Raw genomic sequence first — 21,001 nt, forward strand, 5'->3', positions numbered from 1 at the left:
CCCGACCTAGCCAAGCTGATCTTCGGTCGACTCACACTGGATTCGTTGCCGCTGCACGTACCCATCGTGTTGGGGACGTTTGTCGTCGTGGCCATCCTGGGGATCGCGCTGTTGGGCGCCATCACCTACTACAAGCTGTGGGGATATCTGTGGCACGAGTGGTTCACCAGCATCGACCACAAGAAGATCGGCATCATGTACATGATCCTGGGCTTCGTGATGCTGCTGCGCGGCTTCTCGGACGCCATCATGATGCGCGCCCAGCAGGCCATAGCCTTCGGTGACTCGCAGGGCTACCTTCCACCTGAGCATTACGACCAGATCTTCACTGCCCACGGCGTGATCATGATCTTCTTCGTCGCCATGCCGATGGTGACGGGCTTGATGAACTTCGTCATGCCGCTGCAGATTGGCGCTCGCGACGTCGCGTTTCCCTTCCTCAACAACTTCAGCTTCTGGATGACGGTTGCCGGTGCCCTGCTGGTGATGACATCCCTCTTTGTCGGCGAGTTTGCGCGCACCGGCTGGCTTGCCTACCCGCCCTTGTCGGACATCGTGTCCAGCCCGGATGCCGGCGTGGACTACTACATCTGGGCACTACAGATAGCAGGCGTAGGAACAACGTTATCAGGCATCAACCTGCTGGTGACCATCGTCAAGATGCGCGCTCCCGGCATGGCGCTGATGAAGATGCCGGTGTTCACCTGGACGTCGCTGTGCACCAACGTGTTGATCGTCGCCGCCTTCCCGGTGCTCACAGTCTGCCTTGCGCTGCTGGCGCTGGATCGCTACGTCGGCACCAACTTCTTCACGACCGAGCTTGGCGGCAACGCCATGATGTACGTGAACCTGATCTGGATCTGGGGTCATCCGGAGGTTTACATCCTGGTGTTGCCGGCGTTCGGCATCTTCTCCGAGGTCACCGCCACCTTCAGTCGCAAGCCATTGTTTGGCTACGCGTCGATGGTGTACGCCACGGTGGTGATCACGGTACTGTCCTACCTGGTGTGGCTGCACCACTTCTTCACCATGGGGTCGGGTGCGAGCGTCAACTCGTTCTTCGGCATCACCACGATGATCATCTCCATCCCTACCGGGGCGAAGATTTTCAACTGGCTGTTCACCATGTATCGCGGCCGCGTGGATTTCCAGCTGCCGATGATGTGGACCGTGGCCTTCATGGTCACCTTCGTCATCGGTGGCATGACCGGCGTGTTGCTGGCTGTGCCGCCGGCGGATTTCTCGCTGCACAACAGCCTGTTCCTGATCGCTCACTTCCACAACGTGATCATCGGCGGCGTGCTGTTCGGGCTGTTTGCCGGCATTACCTACTGGTTCCCCAAGGCCTTCGGCTTCCGGCTCGATCCGTTCTGGGGCAAATGTTCGTTCTGGCTATGGGTTACGGGCTTCTATTTCGCCTTCATGCCGCTGTACGTGCTCGGCCTGATGGGCATCACGCGCCGCCTCAGCCACTTCGACGATCCGTCGCTGCAGATCTGGTTTGTGATCGCTGCGTTCGGGGCGTTCCTCATCGCGCTTGGCATCGCGTGCAACATCATCCAGTTCATCGTCAGCTTCCGTAACCGCGAGAAGCTGCGCGACTTCACCGGTGATCCATGGGGTGGTCGTACGCTGGAGTGGTCCACCTCGTCGCCGCCGCCGAAGTACAACTTCGCCTTTACGCCGCTGGTGCACGATCACGACGCGTGGTGGATGATGAAGAAGCATCACTATCAGCGCCCCCTCAGCGGCTTCATCCCGATCCACATGCCACTCAACACCGGTGCGGGCATCATCATGGGTGGCCTGAGCTTCGTGTTCGGCTTTGCCATGATCTGGTACATGTGGCCGTTGGCAGCAGTATCGTTCTTCGCGCTGCTCGCGGTAGGCATTGGCCACACCTTCAACTATCACCGCGACTACTACCTGAGCGCGGATGAAGTGACCCGCATCGAAGCATCCCGCACGGAGCTGCTGGCGAGCCATGTCTGAGATATCCAACACCTTGCCCGGTCGTGGGCCCCATCAGCCGCTGGTGTTCCACGACACCCACGAGAGCCACCCGGCGAACGGCACCCTGCTGGGGTTCTGGGTCTACCTGATGAGCGACTGCCTCATCTTCGCCTGCCTGTTCGCCGCCTATGGCGTACTGGGGCGCGAATACGCCGGCGGGCCCACCGCGCAGGAGGTGCTGGAGCTGCCGGCAGTCGCGGTGAATACCTCGCTGCTGCTGCTCTCCTCGATCACCTACGGTTTCGCCGTGCTGGCCATGCAGCGCAACCAGCGCAACCCGATGCTGGTGTGGCTGGTGATTACCGGGCTGCTTGGCGCAGGGTTCATCACGCTGGAACTGCGCGAGTTCGCCCATCTCATATCCATTGGCGCGGGGCCGCAGCGCAGCGCGTTCCTGTCCTCGTTTTTCACCCTGGTGGGCACGCACGGCCTGCATGTGACCTGCGGCCTGATCTGGCTGGTGGTGCTGATCACCCAGGTACTGAAGAAGGGCCTGATCAGCGCCAACAAGCGTCGCCTGCTGTGCCTGTCGATGTTCTGGCACTTCCTCGACGTGGTCTGGGTGGGTGTCTTCAGCTTCGTCTATCTGATGGGAGTACTGCCATGAGTGCGCACGACGAGCTGCACGCCCACGGCGACGACCGCGGGCACGACGAGGATTTCGGCATCCACGCCACTTTCAGTGGCTACATGACCGGCTTTGTGGCGTCGGTGGTGCTCACCGTCATCCCGTTCTGGCTGGTGATGGGCCATGTGATCACCAAGTCCAGTACCGCGGCGGTGATCATCCTGGCGTTGGCCGCGGTGCAGATCGTGGTGCACATGATCTACTTCCTGCATATGAACGCGAAATCGGAAGGCGGCTGGAACATGCTCGCGCTGGTGTTTACCATCGTACTGGTGGTCATCACGCTGAGCGGGTCGATCTGGATCATGTATCACCTCAACAGCAACATGATGCCGTCGATGATGGATCCGTCGAACCTGCCCTGACGATCCATTCCCCGTCCCGAACCATGGTTTTCCGATGAGTGTTGCTGAAGAACCGGGCCGCCAGCCGCGCGGCCCCGTGGCGCTGGCCCTGCTGGCCCTGCTTGGCGTGATCCTGTTTTCCGGCTTCGTGGCCCTGGGCACCTGGCAGGTTTACCGGCTGGGGTGGAAGCGCGACCTGATCGCGCGGGTGGAAACGCGCGTGCACGCACCCGCCGTGACCGCACCGGGGCCGGACCAGTGGAGCAGCATCACCGCCGAGTCCGCCGAGTATCGCCACGTGCAGTTGCAAGGTCACTTTCTGTATGACCGCCGGACCCTGGTCTGGGCCGCCACGGATTTCGGCAGCGGCTATTGGCTGATGACACCGTTGCAGCAGGCGGATGGCACTATCGTGCTGGTCAATCGCGGCTTCGTGCCGGCCGACTGGTGCGGCGTCAACGGCAGCTGCGCGGCCGCGCCCACCGGCGACACCACGGTGACGGGTTTGCTGCGGGTGAGCGAGACCGCGCGACCGCTCCGCCACAACGACCCGGCGCGCAACAGCTGGTATACGCGCGATGTCGCCGCCATCGCCACCGCGCGCGGGCTCACCCACGTTGCACCTTATTTCGTCGATGAAGAGGCCGCGCCTGGCACGCTGGAGGTCGGCAAGCATGCATGGCCGCAGGGCGGGCTCACGGTGATCTCGTTCCCCAACAATCACCTCAGCTACCTGATTACCTGGTATCTGCTGGCGCTGATGGTGCTGGGGGCTGGCATTTACGTGGCGCGGGACGAGAAGCGGCTGCGCCGGGGGCGATAGCCCTGTCCCTTGCATGAGCGCACTCGTGCGCGACCGTTGCGTCAATCCTTTCGGTAACGCCGGAAGACGCTGTCGCGCACGAGTGCGCTCCTACACCAGGCATGGGTGCCCTTACATCTTCAGGAACGACTTGCCCTGCTTCAGCACGGTGTCGCACACCTTGGTGGTCATCTGCGACTTGAGGTCGCTGGAGCCGCCACCCAGACTATTCAGATCCATGCTCTGCCCGTCGTGGCCCTGCAGGATGCCCTTGGCACCGCTGAGGTAACCGGGATCGTTGGTGGCGCTGCCCGAGGTCGAGGCCGTGCTGTCGGAAGATTTCTTCTTGCTGCCGGTGAGCTGGCCGAGCATGTCGCTCGTGCTCGAACCGGAGCCCGAACTGCTGCTGGACGAGTTGGAACCACCGCCCAGCTTGCCCATCAACTGGTTCTGGATGCCTGAGGCGCCAGAGTTGCCGCCGAGGTAATTGTTCTTCACGCAGTACTCCAGCAGGCCCGCCACATTGCCCATGCTTCCGGATGTCATGGAGCTGCTGCCACCGGGGATCATGCTGCCGAGCTTGCCCAGGTCCTGCGCGCCGCTGGTGCTGCAGGCCAGGCTGAGGGCGATGGCCATGCCGGCCGTACCGATGCTGCCGATGCGCTTGTTCATGTGTGTCCCTCCGTCAGGTGCGGGCATTGAACACCGCGCATCGTTACGGGGGCGTCAGCGTAGGCCGGGGCTGCACGTTTTTCAGACGAATGCGCATGTAGATGGTACGCGCGTAGCATGATACGGCCAGGCCGGTTCCGTTCAGTCCGTGAACGGACCGCATGTGTCGCAGCCTCCACCCGACCGATGGAAGACTCTTGATGAAACGATATGTGGTTCCCGCCTTGGCCATGACGCTGCTTGCCGCCTGCTCCAGTGCCGGCAGCCTACGCAATTCCAAACCCACGGCGTCCTATGCAGGTGCCGGCAGCGCAGGCGACATCGCGTCCTGTGTTTCCAATGCATGGGGGACCAAGCCCGTGCATCTGGAGTCGCATGTGCTGTACACCGGTACGACCATCGAGATCCACAAGACGCCGGACGGCCCTGCGGTGGCGCTGGTGGACATCAAGCCGGTGAGCGACCGCACCGTGGCCACGTATTACTCGAACTTCGACGAGGATGACACCTGGTACTTCGAACAGGTCGCCCATTGCGTCGATACGACGCCACCGCCGCCGCAGTAAGCATCGCGAGGTGGCCCGCGCCGGCGGGCCACCTGTGCTCAGAGGTTGCGGAACACCATCGACATCGACGAGCCGAGCCCGTCGCGCGGCACGCGCACCACGTTGAGCGAATAGCCCGCACCGTTCGGCAGGGCGCGATCGGCCTTCAGACCCCCGTCGACGTGCGTTACCGCGCCATTGCCCTGCAACGAGGCGCTGACTGCATCGTACGGTGCGGGAGCCAGCACAAGCCTGGCCACGGCGCGGGCGCGTTCCAGCCACTGCGCATCGCTCGAGGCATCGTCACCGGCAATCCACAGGCGTGCCGAAAGCGCGGGCGTCACGCAGCCCGTGGTGGCCACTCGCAACACGTCGCCATTGGCATACATCAACGTGGCCCGTGTACCGGATGGATCCAGCACCACGGTCTGCACACCAGGCTCGGCCTTCAGGTGCGTCATATCCATGCTGAGAGGGCGGACCGGGCAACCGGCGGAGGCCTCATCGGCTCGCGCCGGCACGCCAGCGGCAGCCATCCATGCCCATCCCGACAGCAACACACATCCCAGAACGCCGACGCGCATCGAAACTCCCCCGGTGGTCGATGCGGCCGACTCTGACATGAACGGGAGAGGGCCGCCATGGTCCCCTCCGCAGCGGGGATCAACGCAGCGCGGCAGCCTCGCGCGCCAGCGCTTCGATGCCACTCCAGTCGCCGTTGCGCAGCTTGTCCGCTGGCGTGAGCCAGGAGCCGCCGACGCACACCACGTTGGGCAGCGAGAGGAACTCCGGCGCGCTGCTCAGGCTGATGCCGCCGGTGGGGCAGAAGGTGACCTGCGGCAGCGGGCTCGCCCAGGCGCCCAGCAGCTTGTGGCCGCCGGCCGGAACCGCGGGGAAGAACTTCAGGAAACGATAGCCGCGCTCCAGCAGTGTCATCACTTCGCTGGCGGTAGCCGCACCCGGCAAGAGCGGCAGGTCGCTGTCGTCGGCGGCATCGAGCAGGCCCGGCGACACGCCAGGCGACACCGCGAACTTGGCGCCGGCCTTGTGGGCCGCGCGCAGGTCTTTGGCACTCAGCACGGTGCCCACGCCCACCACGGCACCTTCCACTTCTTCGGCGATGGCCTTGATGGCATCCAGTGCGGCCGGCGTGCGCAGGGTGACTTCAATGGCGGGAATGCCGCCGGCCACCAGCGCGCGCGCCATCGGCACCGCATGGCGCGCGTCCTCGATGATCACCACGGGTACCACCGGCGCGAGGCGCAGCGTGGACTCGACCTGCTTCTGCTTGTTTTCGATGCTCATGGCGTTCCGTGAATGTCGATGATGGAAAGACCGCTGATCAGGTCAGGCCTGATCAAAACACGCCCGCGCCGAGGTCGGCGGTGGTGGCGTTGCGGCGGAACAGGCCGAACAGTTCGCGGCCCAGGCCAAACTGGTGCGCGGAAAGATCCGCCGTGGCCGGCACGCGCGCCTCGAACTCGGCCAACTCCACCAGCACGTCCAGGCGACCGTTGACGGCGTCCAGGCGGATGATGTCGCCATCGCGGATGCTGGCGATGGGGCCGTTGTCCTGCGCCTCCGGCGTCACGTGGATGGCCGCCGGCACGCGGCCCGATGCGCCGGACATGCGACCATCGGTAAGCAGTGCGATGCGATGGCCACGATCCTGCAGCACCGAAAGCGTCGGGGTGAGCTTGTGCAGTTCCGGCATGCCGATGGCCTGCGGGCCCTGGAAGCGCACCACGGCGATGAAGTCGCGATTGAGTTCGCCGCGCTCGAAGGCCTTGCGCACGTCATCCTGGTCATGGAACACGATGGCAGGTGCTTCGATGACCAGGCGATCATCCGGCACCGACGAGACCTTGATTACCGCGCGGCCGAGGTTGCCCGACAGCATGCGCAGGCCGCCGTCGGCGCGGAACGGTTCGGCCGCACCGCGCAGTACGCCGCGGTTGCCGCTTTCCTTTGACACCGGCATCCACGCGAGCGCGCCATGCGCGTCCAGCTGCGGCACCTGCGTATAGCCGTCCATGCCGGTGCCGAACACCGTGCGCACGTCCGCGTGCAGCAGGCCATGGCTCAACAGCTGGTCGATCAGGAAGGCCATGCCGCCCGCTTCGTGGAACTGGTTCACGTCCGCATAGCCGTTCGGGTACACGCGGGCCAGCAGCGGAATCACCGACGACAGCGCGTCGAAATCATCCCAGCGCAGCTCGATGCCCGCGGCGCGCGCAATGGCCACCAGGTGCAGCAGGTGGTTGGTGGATCCACCCGTGGCGTGCAGGCCGATGACGCCGTTGATGATGGCACGCTCATCGATGATCTGGCCCAGCGGCAGGTACGACGAACCCGGCGCGCTCAGCTCGGCCACGCGCAGCACGGCTTCACGCGTCAGAGCGTCGCGCAGCGGCGTATCCGGCGCGACGAAGCTGGAACCCGGCAGGTGCAGGCCCATGATCTCCATCAGCATCTGGTTGGAGTTGGCGGTGCCATAGAATGTGCAGGTACCCGCCGCGTGATACGAGGCGGCTTCTGCTTCCAGCAGCTCGGCCTTCGTGGCCTTGCCTTCGGCGTACGCCTGGCGGACCTTGGATTTCTGTTCGTTGCTGATGCCGCTGGGCATCGGGCCGCTCGGCACGAAGATGCCCGGCAGATGGCCAAAGCTCAGCGCGCCGATCAGCAGGCCCGGCACGATCTTGTCGCAGATGCCCAGGTACATGGCGCCGTCGAACATGTCGTGCGAAAGCGACACCGCCGTGGCCATGGCGATCAGGTCGCGCGAGAACAGCGACATCTCCATGCCGGCACGACCCTGCGTGACGCCATCGCACATCGCCGGCACGCCGCCGGCCATCTGGGCAGTGATGCCGGCTTCGCGTGCAATGTTGCGGATCAGCTCCGGGTAGCGCTCGAACGGCTGGTGCGCCGAAAGCATGTCGTTGTACGAATTGATGATGGCGAGGTTGGGCGTGTGGCCTTCGCGCAGACGCTCCTTGTCGGTCGGGCCGCAGGCCGCGAAACCATGGGCCAGGTTGCCGCACGACAGGCGCTCGCGATGCGGCCCATTGCCCTGTGCGGCCTCGATGCGGCGCAGGTACTCGGCGCGCGACTGCTGGCTACGCTCGCGCAGGCGTTCGGTGACTTCGACGAGGACGGGGTGCAGCACACTCATGTTCGAACTCCGGAAGCATCAGGTGGCGCGCGACGCGCGCCGGTGTATCGGGGCGGTGCCGTCGATGCTCAGGGGCACCAGTAGACGGACACCGGCACGCGTGGCTGGGTCAGCACCGAGCGCACGGGGAAATTCACCGCCTCGCCCGCGCCCTGCTGCGCATCGGCCAGCAACTGGCGCTTGGCCTCGCCTTCGATATGCAGGAACAGCGCACGTGTATCGAGCAGCGCGGACAAGGTAAAGGTGATGCGCGGTTCGCCGGCGCCAGGCGCACGCATCGGCAGGACGCGCGCTGCATTGTTCAGGTCCAGCGCTTCGGGCAGGCGATCGCCACCGGGAAAGAACGAGGCGGTGTGGCCGTCATTGCCCATGCCCAGGATCACCGCGTCAAACGGCAGCGCCAGCGACGCCAGGCGCGCACGCACCGTGACCAGGCCAGCCTCGGGTGTCGGCGCGTCGGAATAGAGCGGCACGAACTGCGCGGCGGTGGCGTCGTGCTGCAGCAGCATTGCCTTCACCATCGCGGCATTGGAGCGCTCGTTGCTCTCCGGCACCCAGCGCTCGTCCACCAGCGTCACCTGCACCTTCGCCCAGTCCAGCGACTGGCGTGACAACTGCTCGAAGAAGCGTTTCGGCGTGCTGCCACCGGATACCGCCAGCAGCGCATGGCCGCGCTCGGCGATGCCTGCGCGCAGGCGGTCGGCAATCTGTTCGGCCAGTGCCGCGGCGAGCGCGTGGCCATCGGGGAAGTCGTGAGTGGTGACGTTGGCAGAGTCAGACATGGCGGAAGAAGGCTAGGGCTGCGCGGGAGAACACGCGTGGCGGAGGAGGATGGTGCGAAGCGAAGGCATATCGTCGAGGGACAAGGCTAAGTCCCCGGGTGCCATGCACGGGTGAAGTACCCGTGCATGACTTTCAATCCATCCGAACGAAGACTTACTCACTGTCCTCGTTCCAGGTACGACCGTCGCGCTCGATCAGCGCCACGGCCGCACTGGGGCCCCAGGTGCCGGAGGTGTACGGACGCGGCGCCTCGCCGCTGTCCGCCCACGCGGCCAGGATGGGGTCGGCCCAGCGCCATGCCGCCTCGACTTCGTCGCGGCGCATGAACAGCGTGGGGTTGCCACGCACCACGTCGAGCAGCAGGCGTTCGTAGGCATCGGGCTGCGCCGCGCCAAAGGCTTCGGCAAAGCTCATGTCCAGCGGCACGTGGCGCAGGCGCAGGCCGCCCGGGCCCGGGTGCTTGATGGTGAGCCACAGCTTGATGTCTTCGTCCGGCTGCAGGCGCAGCACCAGGCGGTTCTGCGCCAGCGGACCGGCGGAGGCATCAAAGATGGAATGCGGCACGGCCTTGAACACCACCGTGATTTCGGAGACGCGTTCCGGCAGGCGCTTGCCCGTGCGCAGGTAGAACGGCACGCCGGCCCAACGCCAGTTGGCGATCTCGGCTTTTACGGCCACGAAGGTTTCGGTGTTGGACTTGTGGTCCTGCAGTTCGTCGAGGTAACCCGGCACTGCCTGGCCCTCGGCCGAACCCGCGCGGTACTGGCCGCGCACGGTGAGCTGGGCGGCATTGGCCTCGTTGATGGGCTTGAGCGAGCGCAGCACCTTGAGCTTCTCGTCGCGCACCGCATCGGGCGCCAGCGAGGAGGGCGGCTCCATCGCCAGCATGCACAGCAGCTGCAGGATGTGGTTCTGCACCATGTCGCGCAGCGCGCCGGCGTGGTCGTAGTAACCCGCGCGCTGGCCCACGCCCAGGGTTTCAGCCACGGTGATCTGCACGTGGTCGATGTGCTCGGCGTTCCACAACGGCTCGAACAGCGCGTTGCCGAAACGCAACGCCAGCAGGTTCTGCACCGTTTCCTTGCCGAGGTAGTGATCGATGCGGAAGGTCTGCGACTCGTCGAAGAAACGGCCGACGTCGTCGTTGATCTGGTTGGCGCTCGCCAGGTCGTGGCCGATGGGCTTTTCCAGCACCACGCGGGACTTGCCCTTGTTGAGGTCGTACTTGCCCAGGCGGTTGCAGATGTCCACGAACAGGTTCGGCGAGGTGGACAGGTAGAACACGCGGATGCGGTCCGCGTCCTTGTCCATCATCGTGGCGAAGTCGTCCCAGCCATCGTCCTTGCGGGCGTCCAGCGGGCGGTAGCCGACCAGCTTGAGGAATGCCTCCACCTTGCTGCCGTTGCCGTCCTTGACCAGCACCTTGCGCAGATTGTCGCGGTAGCCCTCGTCGTCCAGGCCTTCGCGGGCGATGCCGATGATGCGGCTGTCATCCGGAATCTGGCCGTCCGCGTAGCGGTGGTAGAGCGCCGGCAGGAGCTTGCGCAGGGCAAGGTCGCCGGTACCGCCGAAAATCACCAGGTCGAAGGTTTCAACCGGCTGGGGAGAAGCAGTCACTTCAGTCACCTCGGGGCGATGCGTGGGGCGGGCACGTGGCATGCATACCACGTGCGTTGCCCGCTGATCGTACCAGTGACATACCAGACAAAACCAGTTCTGCGGCAACACCGCGCGAACCTGCGCTGGGCAAGGAATCGGCAGCAAAATTGGTACCGCCGAAAAGCCCCGCCAGAACAGACGATTGCCAAATTGGTATGGTCATTGGTATCGTTTAGGTATGGAAACCGCTCTCGTCAACGAATACCGCCGGCTCAGCCGCGACCCCGCCACCAGCCAGCCGCTGGCGTATCTGCGCCTACGCCGGGCCATCCGCAACGTGGTGGAGCATCGCGATATCGAGCCGGGCCAGGCCCTGCCCAGCGAGCGCGATCTTTCCCGCCTGCTCCAGCTTTCGCGCGTCACGGTGCGCAAGGCCATCTCCGGCCTCGTGGAAGAAGGCCTGCTCAACCAGCGCCACGGTGCAGGCACCTTCGTGGCCGAGCGCATCATCAAGCCGATGTCGCGCCTGACCAGCTTCACGGAAGATCTTCGCGCCCGCGGCCTGAACCCGCGCTCCGAATTCTCCGAACGCATCATCGGCGAAGTGACGCCCGAGGAATCGATGGCGCTGAACCTGTCGCCCGGCGTGCTGGTGGCGCGCCTGCACCGCGTGCGTTACGCGAAGGAAGAACCCTTGGCCATCGAGCGCAGCGTGGTGCCCGCGAGCATCCTGCCTGACCCGACCATCGTGCAGGACTCGCTCTACCAGATCCTCGAAACACTGGGCGCCCGCCCGCGCCGCGCACTGCAGCGCCTGCGCGCCGTATCGCTGGGCGCACAGCAGGCGCGCCTGCTGCACGTGCCGGCCGGCAGTGCAGGCCTCAACATCGAACGCCGCAGCTTCCTCGATGACGGCCGCGTGGTGGAGTTCACCACCTCGTGGTATCGCGGCGACATCTACGACTTCGTGGCGGAACTGCAGACTGACTGAGCGTTGGTGCCAGATCTTCGTCTGGCGTCGTGAAAGACGGGAGTGGTCGCCTCACCGTCATCCCCGCGAAAGCGGGGATCCCGTGCCTTTAGGGCGCACGGCAATCCGGAAAGTCGCTGGATCCCTGCTTTCGCGGGGATCACGGTGAGGGGTAGCGAGACTGCGCCGGGATCACCAAGACGCGGAAGGCCCGCAGCTTGCGCGACGCTGAAGCCGGCGCCGGCATGACCCCTGGCACATACGCACTTACGGCACATTCGCCGTCATGGGTTTGCGTGCATAAAAGCGGCTGAGATGGCTGGTCGGTAGCATCTCGTGTCACCCAGGCGCGGACGAGAGCGCGCCGCCAGACGGTTTGCATGCCGTGAATTTCTTCGCGCCACTGATACGTCGACCCATCGGTACGTCCGTGCTGGCATTCGGACTCGCGCTGGCAGGCTTCTGGGCCTACCTGCTGCTGGGCGTGGCGGCGCTGCCGTCGCTGGAATTTCCCGGCATGGTGGTCTACACCGAACTGCCGGGCGCCAATGCGCAGACTATGGCGGCCACCGTGGCCGCGCCGCTGGAGCGGCACCTGGGGCGCATTCCCGGCATCAAGGAAATGCACTCGGAGAGCAACGACGGTTCGACGTCGGTGCGCATCATCTTCAACTTCGGCAACAACACCGACAAGGTCGCGCGCGATGTGGAAGCCGCGATCAACGCCAGCATGGCCGACCTGCCGGCAGGCATCCCGATACCGCCGCGCTACTACAAGTTCAACACCGCCAATATCCCGGTGCTGCTGCTGTCGCTGACGTCCACCACGCTGCCGCCGGACAAGCTGTACGACCTGGCCGACACGCTGATCAATCCTGCGATCTCGCAGATTCCCGGCGTGGCGCAGGTACGCGTGATCGGCGGGCGACCCAAGGCCGTGCGTGTGGAGCTCAATACCGCGGCGCTGGCCGCCAAGGGCCTCACCGCCAACGACGTGGCGAACACGCTGCGCGCCGCCAACGTCACCTCGCCCGAAGGTGCACTGAGCGACGGGCGCACCCAGATGACGGTGTCGGCCACCGACGCGCTGAGCACGCCGCAGCAGTTCGGCAACCTGCTGATCGCCGTGCAGAAGGGCGCACCGGTGCGTTTGTCCGATGTGGCCAAGGTCACCACCGGCCAGCAGGACGAGTACCAGGCAGCGTGGTTCAACGACCATCGCGCGGTGGCCATACGCATCAGCAAGCGACCCGAAGCCAATGCCGTGGCAACGGCCGATGCCGTGCGCGCCAAGCTCCCGCAGATGCGCGCGTGGCTGCCGGCCGACCTGCAGATCACGCCGATCTTCGACCTCACCCAGACCACCAAGTCGGCCCTGCACGAAGTGGAGATTGCACTGCTGCTCAGCGTGCTGCTGGTGGCCGCGGTGATGCTGGTATTCCTGCGCCGCGTCGGTCCCACCCTGATCGCCATGCTGAGCGTACCGTTGTCACTGGCCGGTGCATTCACGGTGATGTGGACGCTGGGTTTCACCCTCAACACCTTGTCGCTGGTGGCGCTGGTGTTGTGCATCGGCTTCGTGGTGGACGACGCCATCGTGGTGATCGAGAACATCGTGCGCCACATGGAGCACGGCTCGCCGCCGCTGCAGGCCTCGCTGGATGGCGTCACGGAAATCGGCTTCACCGTGGTGTCGATCACCCTGTCGCTGATCGCGGTGTTCGCGCCGCTGCTGTTCGGCAACAACCAGTTCACCATGTTGCTGCGCGAATTCTCGGTGACACTGACCGCGGCGGTGGTGATTTCGGCGGTGATCTCGCTCACGCTGACGCCCGCATTGTGCGGCCGCTTCCTGACGTTGGAAAACGCCGGCGATCGCCAGCCCAACCGCATGGAGCAGGCGCTGGCGAGGTTCGACCGCGGCCTGCATGACGTCTACGAGCGGGCGCTGGACTGGGCCATGCACCATCGCCGGCTGATGCGATGGCAGCCGCTGATCCTGCTGCTGCTCACCATCGGCATGGCCATGAGTGTGGTGAAGCTCTATGGCTTCGATTTCATGCCCAAGGAAGACATCGGCATGATCCAGGGCGACGTGCGCGCCGATACCAACATCTCGCCCACGTTGATGGCCGAGCGCGCGAAAAAGGCTGCAGCCATCATGGTGGCTGACCCGGCCATACGCGATGTCACGACCTTCCTGGGCAGCGACAACGCCGGCGGCGCCGTGGGCAACCAGGCCACCATGTTCGTCGACCTGAAGCCGAAGGGCCACGGCCCGGGCATGCGCGCGGACTCGATGAAAGACATCATCGCCCGCCTCAACAAGGCCTACGAGAAGATCCCCGAGCTGCACGTTTCACTCAATTCCATCGGCTTCTTCAACGACAACAACGACAGCAGCCGCGGCAGCCAGAGCTTCCAGCTGGTCAGCAGCAACAACATCGACCTGCAGCCCTGGGCTTACAAGGTCACCGAGCTGATGCGCAAGCACAAGGAATTCCGCGACATCAGCAGCGACTACGACAACGTCGACAAACAGCAGATGCTCACCGTCGATCGCCTTGCCGCCGGACGCCTGCACTTGAACATGGGCAACATCGACTCGGCGCTGTACAACGCCTTCGGCCAGCGGCAGGTGTCGATCATCTATTCGAACATCAACCAGTACTGGGTGGTGCTGACGTCCTCGTCAGAGCGATCGCTCAGCCCGGACACGCTGCTCAACACCTATGTGCGCAGCGATATCGGCAGCATGGTGCCGCTGTCCGCGGTGGCGCATATCGCACCGAATGTCACGCCATCGTTCGTGATCCACACCAACCAGCTGGAAGCGACGCAGATCTACTACAATACCGAGCAGGGCTTTCCGCAGAACAAGGCCACCGACCTGATCAACCAGATCGTGGACGACGCGCGCCTGCCGGCCGGTGTGCAGCTGGGTTACTCGGGCGAGGCGAAAAACCTTGAGGAAACTCGATCCAACGCCAACGTGCTCCTGCTGGGTTCCATCCTTGCCATGTACATCGTGCTGGGCATTCTCTACGAGAGCCTCGGCCACCCGCTGACCATTCTCTCCACGCTGCCGGCGGCGGGCGCGGGTGCGTTCCTGGCCATGCTGGTCACGGGGACACCGATGTCGCTGATGGCCATCATCGCAATCCTGATGCTGATCGGCATTGTGAAGAAGAACGCGATCCTGATGGTGGATTTCGCCCTCGTTGCCCAGCGCGAACACGGCCGTTCACCGCCGGAAGCCATCCGCGAGGCCGCACTGGTGCGCTTCCGTCCGATCACCATGACCACGCTGGTGGCGATGGGTGCCGCGTTGCCGCTGGCCGTGGGTTTCGGCATCGGCTCCGAACTGCGCCAGCCGCTGGGCGTGGCCATCGTCGGCGGCCTGCTGGTGTCGCAGTTGCTGACGTTGTTGAGTACGCCGGCGATTTACCTGTGGAATTACGACAGGAAGGTGCGCAAGGAGGAGCGGCAGGCGCGGCGGGCGGCGAAGCGGGCGTTGAAGGCGCAGACGGTAGTGGGGTGAGGGATTGGTGGTGGTGAAGAAGAAGGAAATCTCGCCATTCCGTTTCATTCTTTAGCCGTCACCCCAGCGGACGCTGGGGTCCAGTGACTTGCCTTGGCTCTTCGCCTCGGACGCTTCCGCGACCGGGCCGCTTACGCAGCGGGCGTTCCGACCTCCTGCCGGAGGCCGGGTCACTTTTCTTTGCTTGCCCAAAGTCCCACGGGGATTAGCTTCGCGTCAAAAGTAACCAAAAGAAAAGGCACCCCCATCGCGGCGCTGGCCGGTGAAGCCGGCCAGTCCGTGAGGGTCGGCCGGGCTTTTCGACAGGGCGTCCTGCCCTGTCGAAAAGGGATCGGCATCCTTGCCGATCCCCCTGCGGGCCTGTCGTCCGCCCCTCACCGCCGCTCAAGGGGTCGGGTAGGTCAAAAGCCAGAACCGAAGGCTCGTGCAGCTGCGCTGCACATCGCGTCGCAGGGTGCGATGACGCATGGCGTGCAGGCTCAGCTTGTCTGTAGGAGCGCACTTGTTCGCGACCACCTGACGGAGCGGTATCGACATGACGCTGCGGTCGCGCCCCAGTGCGCTCCTACAGGGGGTGTCTCGCACCGTGTGAAGCCCGCTTTTCCCTCGCCTCAGTGCTCACCCCAGTCCTCTCCCGAACGGGAGAGGACGAGCGACAGGGGATGTTCAACGTGAACACCCTAGGGGCAAGGAAGGCGGTGCCGCGCAGCGGCACGACGCTCCGCGTTAAGTCCTCTTCGCTTCGGCGCGTTGCGAAGCGCTTGGAAGTACCCGCTGTGTAGAGGCGGAGGTTGTCCCGCAACCGGGCTTCCTCAAGCTCACCGGGCTTATCCCAACAGAATGCTGCCAGCTCTTAGGGCCATTTTCTTTGGGTTACTTTTCTTTTGGGCCAGCAAAAGAAAAGTGACTCGGCCTCCGGCAGGAGGTCGAAACGCCCCCGCGGCGTAAGCGGCAACCTGGCGCCGGCATGACTACCGAAGGCACAGAGCAAAGTCACTGGATTCCCGCCTTCGCGGGAATGACGATCAAAAGAACGAAGCCCTCGGGCGATAACCGACCACCAACGCTCCAAATCTCCGCCTGCGCCGGGATGACGGCTAAAGGATGATGTTGCGAAGCGAGCAACACCCCTCACCCCAACCCTCTGCTCAAAGGATAAACCACGCCTCGTCAGTCCTTCGGACTCGTGCACGCCGCATAACGGCGCCCCTCCACCTGCACCACATCCTCACCCTTGATATTGATCCGCGCCACGTAATGCTCCGCCGAATCAAACTTCACCTGCCCACGCGCCGCGTCCATCAACCCTTGGCACTGCACCGTCCAGCTCAACGCCGTGCTACTGCGATGCTGGTCAACACGCTCGCATTGCGCATGGCCGGGCACAGGGAGGTTGGCGAACTCCACCCACGGGTCCGGGCTTTCGTCCACGCAATGCCACGTTACCTGCGGCTGTCCTTGCTTGCCGTGCTCAAACACCCGCGTGACGATCTTCCACAGGCCGGGCATGGCCTGGAAATCGCCGGGGTCCGCGTGGCCCGGCTCGCCGACCAGTGCGGCGATCAGCAGCACCAGCACCGCGACGGTGCGCGCTACCGCATGGCCGCGATGGCCGGGGGCGGGTTGGCTGAAAGGGTCCATGGCGGTGCAGGGCTCCATACGCAGGAAAGACCCTGCCCGCTCACGCAGGCAGGGTCCGGTTTCCGGCTATTGGATCAGTCTTGTGTTTCAGCTGCTGCGTAGCTGTGACCGTGACCGTCGCGGTCGAACTCGAACATGTTCATCAAGTTGCCGATGGCCGGCGCATTGAGCGGGACATACGGGTTGTTCGGCAGCGCCACCGGGTTGGGCAGGTTGTCGCGGCTGCGGCCCGAAATGGTCTCGTGCAGGCCCCAGTTGGCTTCGACGAATTTGTCGAAGGACACATGGTCGTAGTACGTATGCACCACGCGGCCGCCTTCGGAGAAGCGCGAGATCACCAGCAGCGGGATGCGCGTGCCGTCGCCGAAGAAGTCCACCGGCTGCACGTAGCCCGAATCGTAGTAACCGCCGCCTTCGTCGAAGGTCACCATGATCACGGTGTCGTTCCACACCTTCGGATTGGCCTTGGCCATGTCCACGATCTTCTTCACGTAGCCTTCGAACAGGTCCAGCTTGGACGAGGCCGGGTGGCCGTCCAGGATGCCGTCCGGCTTGGCGATGGATACCGCCGGCAGCGTGTCGTTCTGGATGTCGTTGTACAGGTCGGAGAGATCCTGGTTGTTCGCACGCAGCTTCGGATTGGTCATGACCTGCGTGGAGTACAGGAACGGATCGCAGATGTTGCAGAACGTGCCGGCCTCACCGTTTTCCTTGCCCTTGGCGTAGCCCTCGCCGTAGTACTTCCAGGACACGTGGTGGCGGCTCAGCAGCAGCGCGAGGTTGTCCTGGCGCGACGGCGGGATGGTGAACTGCGTGGCACCCAGCGGAGCCGGCGTGCCGTCACCCAGGTAGCCCGGGTTGTAGTTGTTCACCAGGTAGTAGGCGTTCTTCTTGCAGTCGGTGCCGTGGAACGTGTGGTATGGCAGGGACTTCAGGTAGTCCTTCACCGCGGCCACGCCCGGCTGCGCGTCATCGGCGCAGTTCACGTAGGAACCGCCGCTGTAGCCATCCTGCACGTACCAGTTGTTGGTACCGGCCTGCGCATCCGGGTTTTCGATCTGGTTGGACGGCGGCGTGGCCGGCTCGCCGTTGGCGTCGGCGTAATAGATCAGGTCACCGAAGCCCAGCATGATGTGGTTGGCGCCCGTGCCGCCCATCACCGACTGGTGGAAGTTGTCGCTCAGCGTGTACGTGCGGGCCAATTCGGCGAAGTAGGGTGCATCGCCCTTGGCCATGTTGAGGAACTGCATGGCGGTGGAGCCTTCGCCCGTGGTCTCGTCGTCGAAACCGGCGGCCTGCGCCTTGCCGTTGGTGCCGGCACCGATGCTGGTTTCCACCCACGGGAACAGATCCATGCGACAGCCGCTGGGGTTCTTCGCGGTGGCGGCCGTCACGTCACAGTCCATCTGCTGCCACATCTGGAAGAAGCGGTGCACCGGGCTGTTGGCGTAGTCGTCGTAGCTGATCGACGCATGCATGTCGACCGGCGCGTTCGGCAGCTGCGACGGGAAACGCGTGTCGAGGCTGTCGTTAGGCAGGCCCGTGCCGCCGGCAGCGAGCTTGCTGTAGTCGGCGGTGGGCAGGCCCGGCTCGATCGCCTGCGCCTGCGCGGCGGAAGCGAACGGCGCCTGCGTCGGCGCGCCACCGGTGTTCATCTGCGGCAACGTGCTGTAAGCCGTGGTGTGCTTTGGCGCCAGCGCGTACTTGCCGGTGTTGCTGGCCTGCCACTGTTTGGCCGCAGCCACGTTCGGGCCGGGCGTGCCGTCGGCATTGACGATGCCTTCGGACAGCAGATTGAACACGCTCTGGCCCTTCGGCGGCGTGTAGGTGGCGTACACGTGGTCGAACGTACGGTTTTCGCCGATCAGCAGGATCACATGCTTGATGGGCGTGCGCGTGTGATCGCTGTGATCGCCCCGGTCATCGTCGTCGCCAGGCCGGTGCAGCACGGCAACGCCGTTGGCGGGGCTCTGGGTGGTCGAAGCCACGGAAGCGTTGGTGGTGTTGCTCTGCGCGCTCACTACGCCGGCCAGGCCGACGGCAAGCATTCCGATGGCAAGCGGAAGGAGCCGCTTGCGGACGTTCGTCATGGACATGACTTCGATCTCCTGCAGACACCTGCAAGGGCTGCTCGAGTGGTTCCCCCTGATTGATCGCCGCTGCTCGCAGTGGGGTGCGGCGTCGATCGGCGGCGAGTCTGGTCCGCGCAGATGACGGACCCTTGGCGCTTTTGCGACAGCAAAAGCGCGTTACATGACAGTGGGGAGACGTCGCAAATGCTTGCGCAGCAAGACATGGCGCGAAGCCCTGCGGTTGCGCGCATGAGGTTTTTCGAGTCCGAATGCTGCCTTAATACGGCGGCAAGAACTTACCCCGAGATGATGCGAAGCGAATGGCGAAAACGTGCAGCACGACGCAATCCTCACATCACCACGGCAACTTTTTGTAGGAGCGCGCTTGCGCGCGACCGCAGGACCCGGCGACTCCGCACGGTCACATGCAGCGGTCGCGCGCAAGCGCGCTCCTACAATTTGTTTTGAAACGATGCTTGATCAGGCCGGCAACAACTGGAACGGCCGCATCATCTCGTTGTCTTCGTGCTCGAGCAGGTGGCAATGCCACACATAACGGCCGGGCTCGCCTTCGAAGCGCGCAATGATGCGCGTGACCATGCCGGGATCGGCGCGCACGGTGTCTTTCCAGCCCATTTCTTCCGGATCTGGCGGAATGGCCGGGCCGGTGTACTTGAGCGTCTTGCTCTCATTCCACGCGAACAGATCGAACGGGCGGCGTTCGAGCACCTGGAAGCGCACCAGATGCAGGTGCATAGGATGCGCATCGCCGGTGAGGTTCACCATGCTCCAGATCTCGGTGGTGTTCTGGCGCGGATCTTCGGTCACGGGAGCGGACCAGTGCTTGCCACCCAGCATCATCATCATCGGGCTGCCACCGGCATCGTCCTGCTCGCCCAGGGTAAGCACGCGATCGCGCACGGCGCTGGCGGCAGCCAGGCGTTCGATGGAGCGCAGCGTGGACGGCACGGCGCTGGTGTCCTTGCGTCCGCGGTCGCGCACGCGGAACTCCATGATGGCTTCGGCTTGCTGGCGCAGCTGCACCTGCTTGCCATCCATGCCAGAGAAGTCGATGACCACCTCGGCACGCTCGGCAGGATAGAGCGTCACGTGCGCGCGCGACAGCGGTGCGGCCAGCAGGCCCTGATCGCTGGCGATCTGCTGGAACGGCACGCCGCCCGACAACGACAGCTCATAGAAACGCGTATTGGCGGCATTGATGAGGCGGATGCGGTAGCGACGCGGCTCCACCTCCAGGAAGGGAAACAACTTGCCGTTGCACAGGATGGCGTTGCCGTTGCATTCCGATACCCATGGCGCATCCGGATCATCGGATACGGGATAGTAGAGTTCACCGCTCCTGGCGATCAGGCGGTCACACAGGATCAGCGGCAGGTCGCAGTCACCGGCGGGCAGGTTGAGCACGTGCTCCGCGTCGTCCTCGATCAGGTAAGCCCCCAGCAAACCGGCGTAGATGTTGAGGCGTGTGATACCCATCGCGTGGTCGTGATACCAGAGCGTGGCCGCATCCTGCGCATTGGGGTAGTGCGAAACCAGCGAGCGCCCCGGTGCGAACCAGGCTTCGGGATAACCGTCGCTATCCGCGGTGGTGCGCGCGCCATGCACGTGCGCCACGGTGCGTACTTCCGGCTTGTCGCGCTCGGCGCCGTGGATGCTGTGGTCGATGGGCAGGAAGTGTTTGTCCGGCAGCGCGTTGGCCCATTCGATCAGCACCGGTTCGTTGCGCCGTGCCATCAGCGTGGGGCCGGGGAACGATCCGCCGTAACCCCACATGGGCGTCGCCGGCAGGTCACGGTGCAGCTGTGTTTTGAACGCGCGCATCTCCATGCGGTAGAACGGCAACGGCTTGCCGGGATACGCAGGGTGCGAACGCTGCCCGACAGGCTTGGCCAGCGCGGGCAGCGGCAACGGATCGACGAAGCGCGCCAGCGTCACCGGATTCACCAGGGGCACTTTGGGCGCGGCGAGCTGCGGCATGGCCATGCGGGCCATCTTCTCGTCGCCGATGGCGGGCGAGGGCCACGCCAGCAGGCCTAGCTCCACGGCAGCCGCCGCACCGATCATGTCGGCAAAGCCACGCAGGAACTGGCGGCGCGAAAGCGTCATGCGCCACTTCCAACGATGGCGACAGCGCTGGAAATCGCGGCGGCAGGCACGGGCGAGAACGGTGGGGAGCGAGTCATCGAGCCACCCTA

The 21,001-nt window shown here is 64.5% G+C and carries 16 protein-coding genes; 7 read left to right on the forward strand and 9 right to left on the reverse strand.

Going from position 1 to position 21,001, the window contains the following annotated elements; all coding sequences use genetic code 11:
• The first annotated feature begins 18 nt into the window (after positions 1-18).
• Genes cyoB through H8F01_RS09630 form a run of 4 tightly spaced genes read left to right on the forward strand, consistent with a single transcriptional unit; the run spans position 19 to position 3,808 of the window.
• The gene (gene cyoB, locus H8F01_RS09615; RefSeq protein ID WP_222615767.1) at positions 19-1,992 is read left to right on the forward strand and encodes a cytochrome o ubiquinol oxidase subunit I; all 1,974 of its coding nucleotides are present in this window, start codon (positions 19-21) and stop codon (positions 1,990-1,992) included.
• Positions 1,985-2,620 carry a cytochrome o ubiquinol oxidase subunit III gene (gene cyoC / locus H8F01_RS09620; RefSeq protein WP_187058806.1) on the forward strand — a complete coding sequence of 212 codons (636 nt, stop codon included), beginning with the start codon at positions 1,985-1,987 and terminating at the stop codon, positions 2,618-2,620. Before cyoB ends, cyoC begins: the two co-directional genes overlap by 8 nt.
• Positions 2,617-3,006, forward strand: coding sequence for a cytochrome o ubiquinol oxidase subunit IV (gene cyoD, locus H8F01_RS09625; RefSeq protein ID WP_187058807.1), 390 nt, complete (start codon positions 2,617-2,619; stop codon positions 3,004-3,006). Before cyoC ends, cyoD begins: the two co-directional genes overlap by 4 nt.
• Before the next feature lie 34 nt (positions 3,007-3,040).
• Positions 3,041-3,808 (forward strand): SURF1 family protein, encoded by a 768-nt coding sequence (locus H8F01_RS09630; protein WP_187058808.1) that lies wholly within the window; start codon positions 3,041-3,043, stop codon positions 3,806-3,808.
• Positions 3,809-3,919: 111 nt separating this feature from the next.
• Here H8F01_RS09630 and H8F01_RS09635 read toward each other — a convergent pair whose 3' ends face one another.
• Positions 3,920-4,459: a DUF2501 domain-containing protein gene (locus H8F01_RS09635; RefSeq protein ID WP_222615745.1), complete on the reverse strand. Its 540-nt coding sequence runs from the start codon at positions 4,457-4,459 to the stop codon at positions 3,920-3,922.
• A 200-nt stretch (positions 4,460-4,659) separates the two neighbouring features.
• Here H8F01_RS09635 and H8F01_RS09640 point away from each other — a divergent pair, with 200 nt between their 5' ends.
• Positions 4,660-5,025, forward strand: coding sequence for a lipoprotein (locus tag H8F01_RS09640; RefSeq protein WP_187058810.1), 366 nt, complete (start codon positions 4,660-4,662; stop codon positions 5,023-5,025).
• Between the two features lie 38 nt (positions 5,026-5,063).
• Here H8F01_RS09640 and H8F01_RS09645 read toward each other — a convergent pair whose 3' ends face one another.
• The 5 genes from H8F01_RS09645 to zwf all read right to left on the reverse strand — a co-directional run bounded on the left by H8F01_RS09645 (position 5,064) and on the right by zwf (position 10,621).
• Positions 5,064-5,465: a hypothetical protein gene (locus tag H8F01_RS09645; RefSeq protein WP_187058811.1), complete on the reverse strand. Its 402-nt coding sequence runs from the start codon at positions 5,463-5,465 to the stop codon at positions 5,064-5,066.
• Between the two features lie 202 nt (positions 5,466-5,667).
• Positions 5,668-6,309, reverse strand: coding sequence for a bifunctional 4-hydroxy-2-oxoglutarate aldolase/2-dehydro-3-deoxy-phosphogluconate aldolase (eda, locus tag H8F01_RS09650; RefSeq protein WP_187058812.1), 642 nt, complete (start codon positions 6,307-6,309; stop codon positions 5,668-5,670).
• 52 nt (positions 6,310-6,361) lie between these two features.
• Positions 6,362-8,179, reverse strand: coding sequence for a phosphogluconate dehydratase (edd, locus tag H8F01_RS09655; RefSeq protein WP_187058813.1), 1,818 nt, complete (start codon positions 8,177-8,179; stop codon positions 6,362-6,364).
• Positions 8,180-8,247: 68 nt separating this feature from the next.
• Positions 8,248-8,961: a 6-phosphogluconolactonase gene (pgl, locus tag H8F01_RS09660; RefSeq protein ID WP_187058814.1), complete on the reverse strand. Its 714-nt coding sequence runs from the start codon at positions 8,959-8,961 to the stop codon at positions 8,248-8,250.
• Between the two features lie 154 nt (positions 8,962-9,115).
• Positions 9,116-10,621 (reverse strand): glucose-6-phosphate dehydrogenase, encoded by a 1,506-nt coding sequence (zwf, locus tag H8F01_RS09665; protein ID WP_238481208.1) that lies wholly within the window; start codon positions 10,619-10,621, stop codon positions 9,116-9,118.
• 178 nt (positions 10,622-10,799) lie between these two features.
• Between zwf and H8F01_RS09670 the strand changes: the two genes are divergently transcribed.
• Together H8F01_RS09670 and H8F01_RS09675 are read left to right on the forward strand one after the other, a co-directional pair.
• Positions 10,800-11,552: a GntR family transcriptional regulator gene (locus H8F01_RS09670; protein ID WP_187058815.1), complete on the forward strand. Its 753-nt coding sequence runs from the start codon at positions 10,800-10,802 to the stop codon at positions 11,550-11,552.
• Positions 11,553-11,916: 364 nt separating this feature from the next.
• Positions 11,917-15,072, forward strand: a complete 3,156-nt coding sequence (locus H8F01_RS09675; protein WP_187058816.1) for an efflux RND transporter permease subunit — start codon at positions 11,917-11,919, stop codon at positions 15,070-15,072.
• Between the two features lie 1,170 nt (positions 15,073-16,242).
• Here the strand turns inward: H8F01_RS09675 and H8F01_RS09680 are convergent.
• The 3 genes from H8F01_RS09680 to H8F01_RS09690 all read right to left on the reverse strand — a co-directional run bounded on the left by H8F01_RS09680 (position 16,243) and on the right by H8F01_RS09690 (position 20,912).
• Complete coding sequence (locus tag H8F01_RS09680) at positions 16,243-16,713, reverse strand: DUF3617 domain-containing protein (RefSeq protein ID WP_187058817.1); 471 nt, start codon at positions 16,711-16,713, stop codon at positions 16,243-16,245.
• 74 nt (positions 16,714-16,787) lie between these two features.
• Complete coding sequence (locus H8F01_RS09685; protein ID WP_238481209.1) at positions 16,788-18,809, reverse strand: alkaline phosphatase family protein; 2,022 nt, start codon at positions 18,807-18,809, stop codon at positions 16,788-16,790.
• Positions 18,810-19,265: 456 nt separating this feature from the next.
• Positions 19,266-20,912, reverse strand: a complete 1,647-nt coding sequence (locus tag H8F01_RS09690) for a multicopper oxidase family protein (RefSeq protein WP_238481210.1) — start codon at positions 20,910-20,912, stop codon at positions 19,266-19,268.
• Positions 20,913-21,001: the final 89 nt, after the last annotated feature.

Source organism: Dyella telluris (assembly GCF_014297575.1).
GTDB lineage: Bacteria > Pseudomonadota > Gammaproteobacteria > Xanthomonadales > Rhodanobacteraceae > Dyella > Dyella telluris.

Excerpts from the sequence above, each read along its gene's own strand:
- zwf (WP_238481208.1), bottom strand. The coding sequence starts at position 10,621 with ATGCCACGTGCCCGCCCCACGCATCGCCCCGAGGTGACTGAAGTGACT.
- H8F01_RS09685 (WP_238481209.1), bottom strand. The coding sequence starts at position 18,809 with ATGTCCATGACGAACGTCCGCAAGCGGCTCCTTCCGCTTGCCATCGGA.
- cyoD (WP_187058807.1), top strand. The coding sequence starts at position 2,617 with ATGAGTGCGCACGACGAGCTGCACGCCCACGGCGACGACCGCGGGCAC.
- H8F01_RS09670 (WP_187058815.1), top strand. The coding sequence starts at position 10,800 with ATGGAAACCGCTCTCGTCAACGAATACCGCCGGCTCAGCCGCGACCCC.
- H8F01_RS09680 (WP_187058817.1), bottom strand. The coding sequence starts at position 16,713 with ATGGACCCTTTCAGCCAACCCGCCCCCGGCCATCGCGGCCATGCGGTA.
- cyoC (WP_187058806.1), top strand. The coding sequence starts at position 1,985 with ATGTCTGAGATATCCAACACCTTGCCCGGTCGTGGGCCCCATCAGCCG.
- H8F01_RS09640 (WP_187058810.1), top strand. The coding sequence starts at position 4,660 with ATGAAACGATATGTGGTTCCCGCCTTGGCCATGACGCTGCTTGCCGCC.
- H8F01_RS09635 (WP_222615745.1), bottom strand. The coding sequence starts at position 4,459 with ATGAACAAGCGCATCGGCAGCATCGGTACGGCCGGCATGGCCATCGCC.
- pgl (WP_187058814.1), bottom strand. The coding sequence starts at position 8,961 with ATGTCTGACTCTGCCAACGTCACCACTCACGACTTCCCCGATGGCCAC.
- H8F01_RS09690 (WP_238481210.1), bottom strand. The coding sequence starts at position 20,912 with ATGACGCTTTCGCGCCGCCAGTTCCTGCGTGGCTTTGCCGACATGATC.
- H8F01_RS09645 (WP_187058811.1), bottom strand. The coding sequence starts at position 5,465 with ATGACGCACCTGAAGGCCGAGCCTGGTGTGCAGACCGTGGTGCTGGAT.
- edd (WP_187058813.1), bottom strand. The coding sequence starts at position 8,179 with ATGAGTGTGCTGCACCCCGTCCTCGTCGAAGTCACCGAACGCCTGCGC.
- H8F01_RS09630 (WP_187058808.1), top strand. The coding sequence starts at position 3,041 with ATGAGTGTTGCTGAAGAACCGGGCCGCCAGCCGCGCGGCCCCGTGGCG.
- eda (WP_187058812.1), bottom strand. The coding sequence starts at position 6,309 with ATGAGCATCGAAAACAAGCAGAAGCAGGTCGAGTCCACGCTGCGCCTC.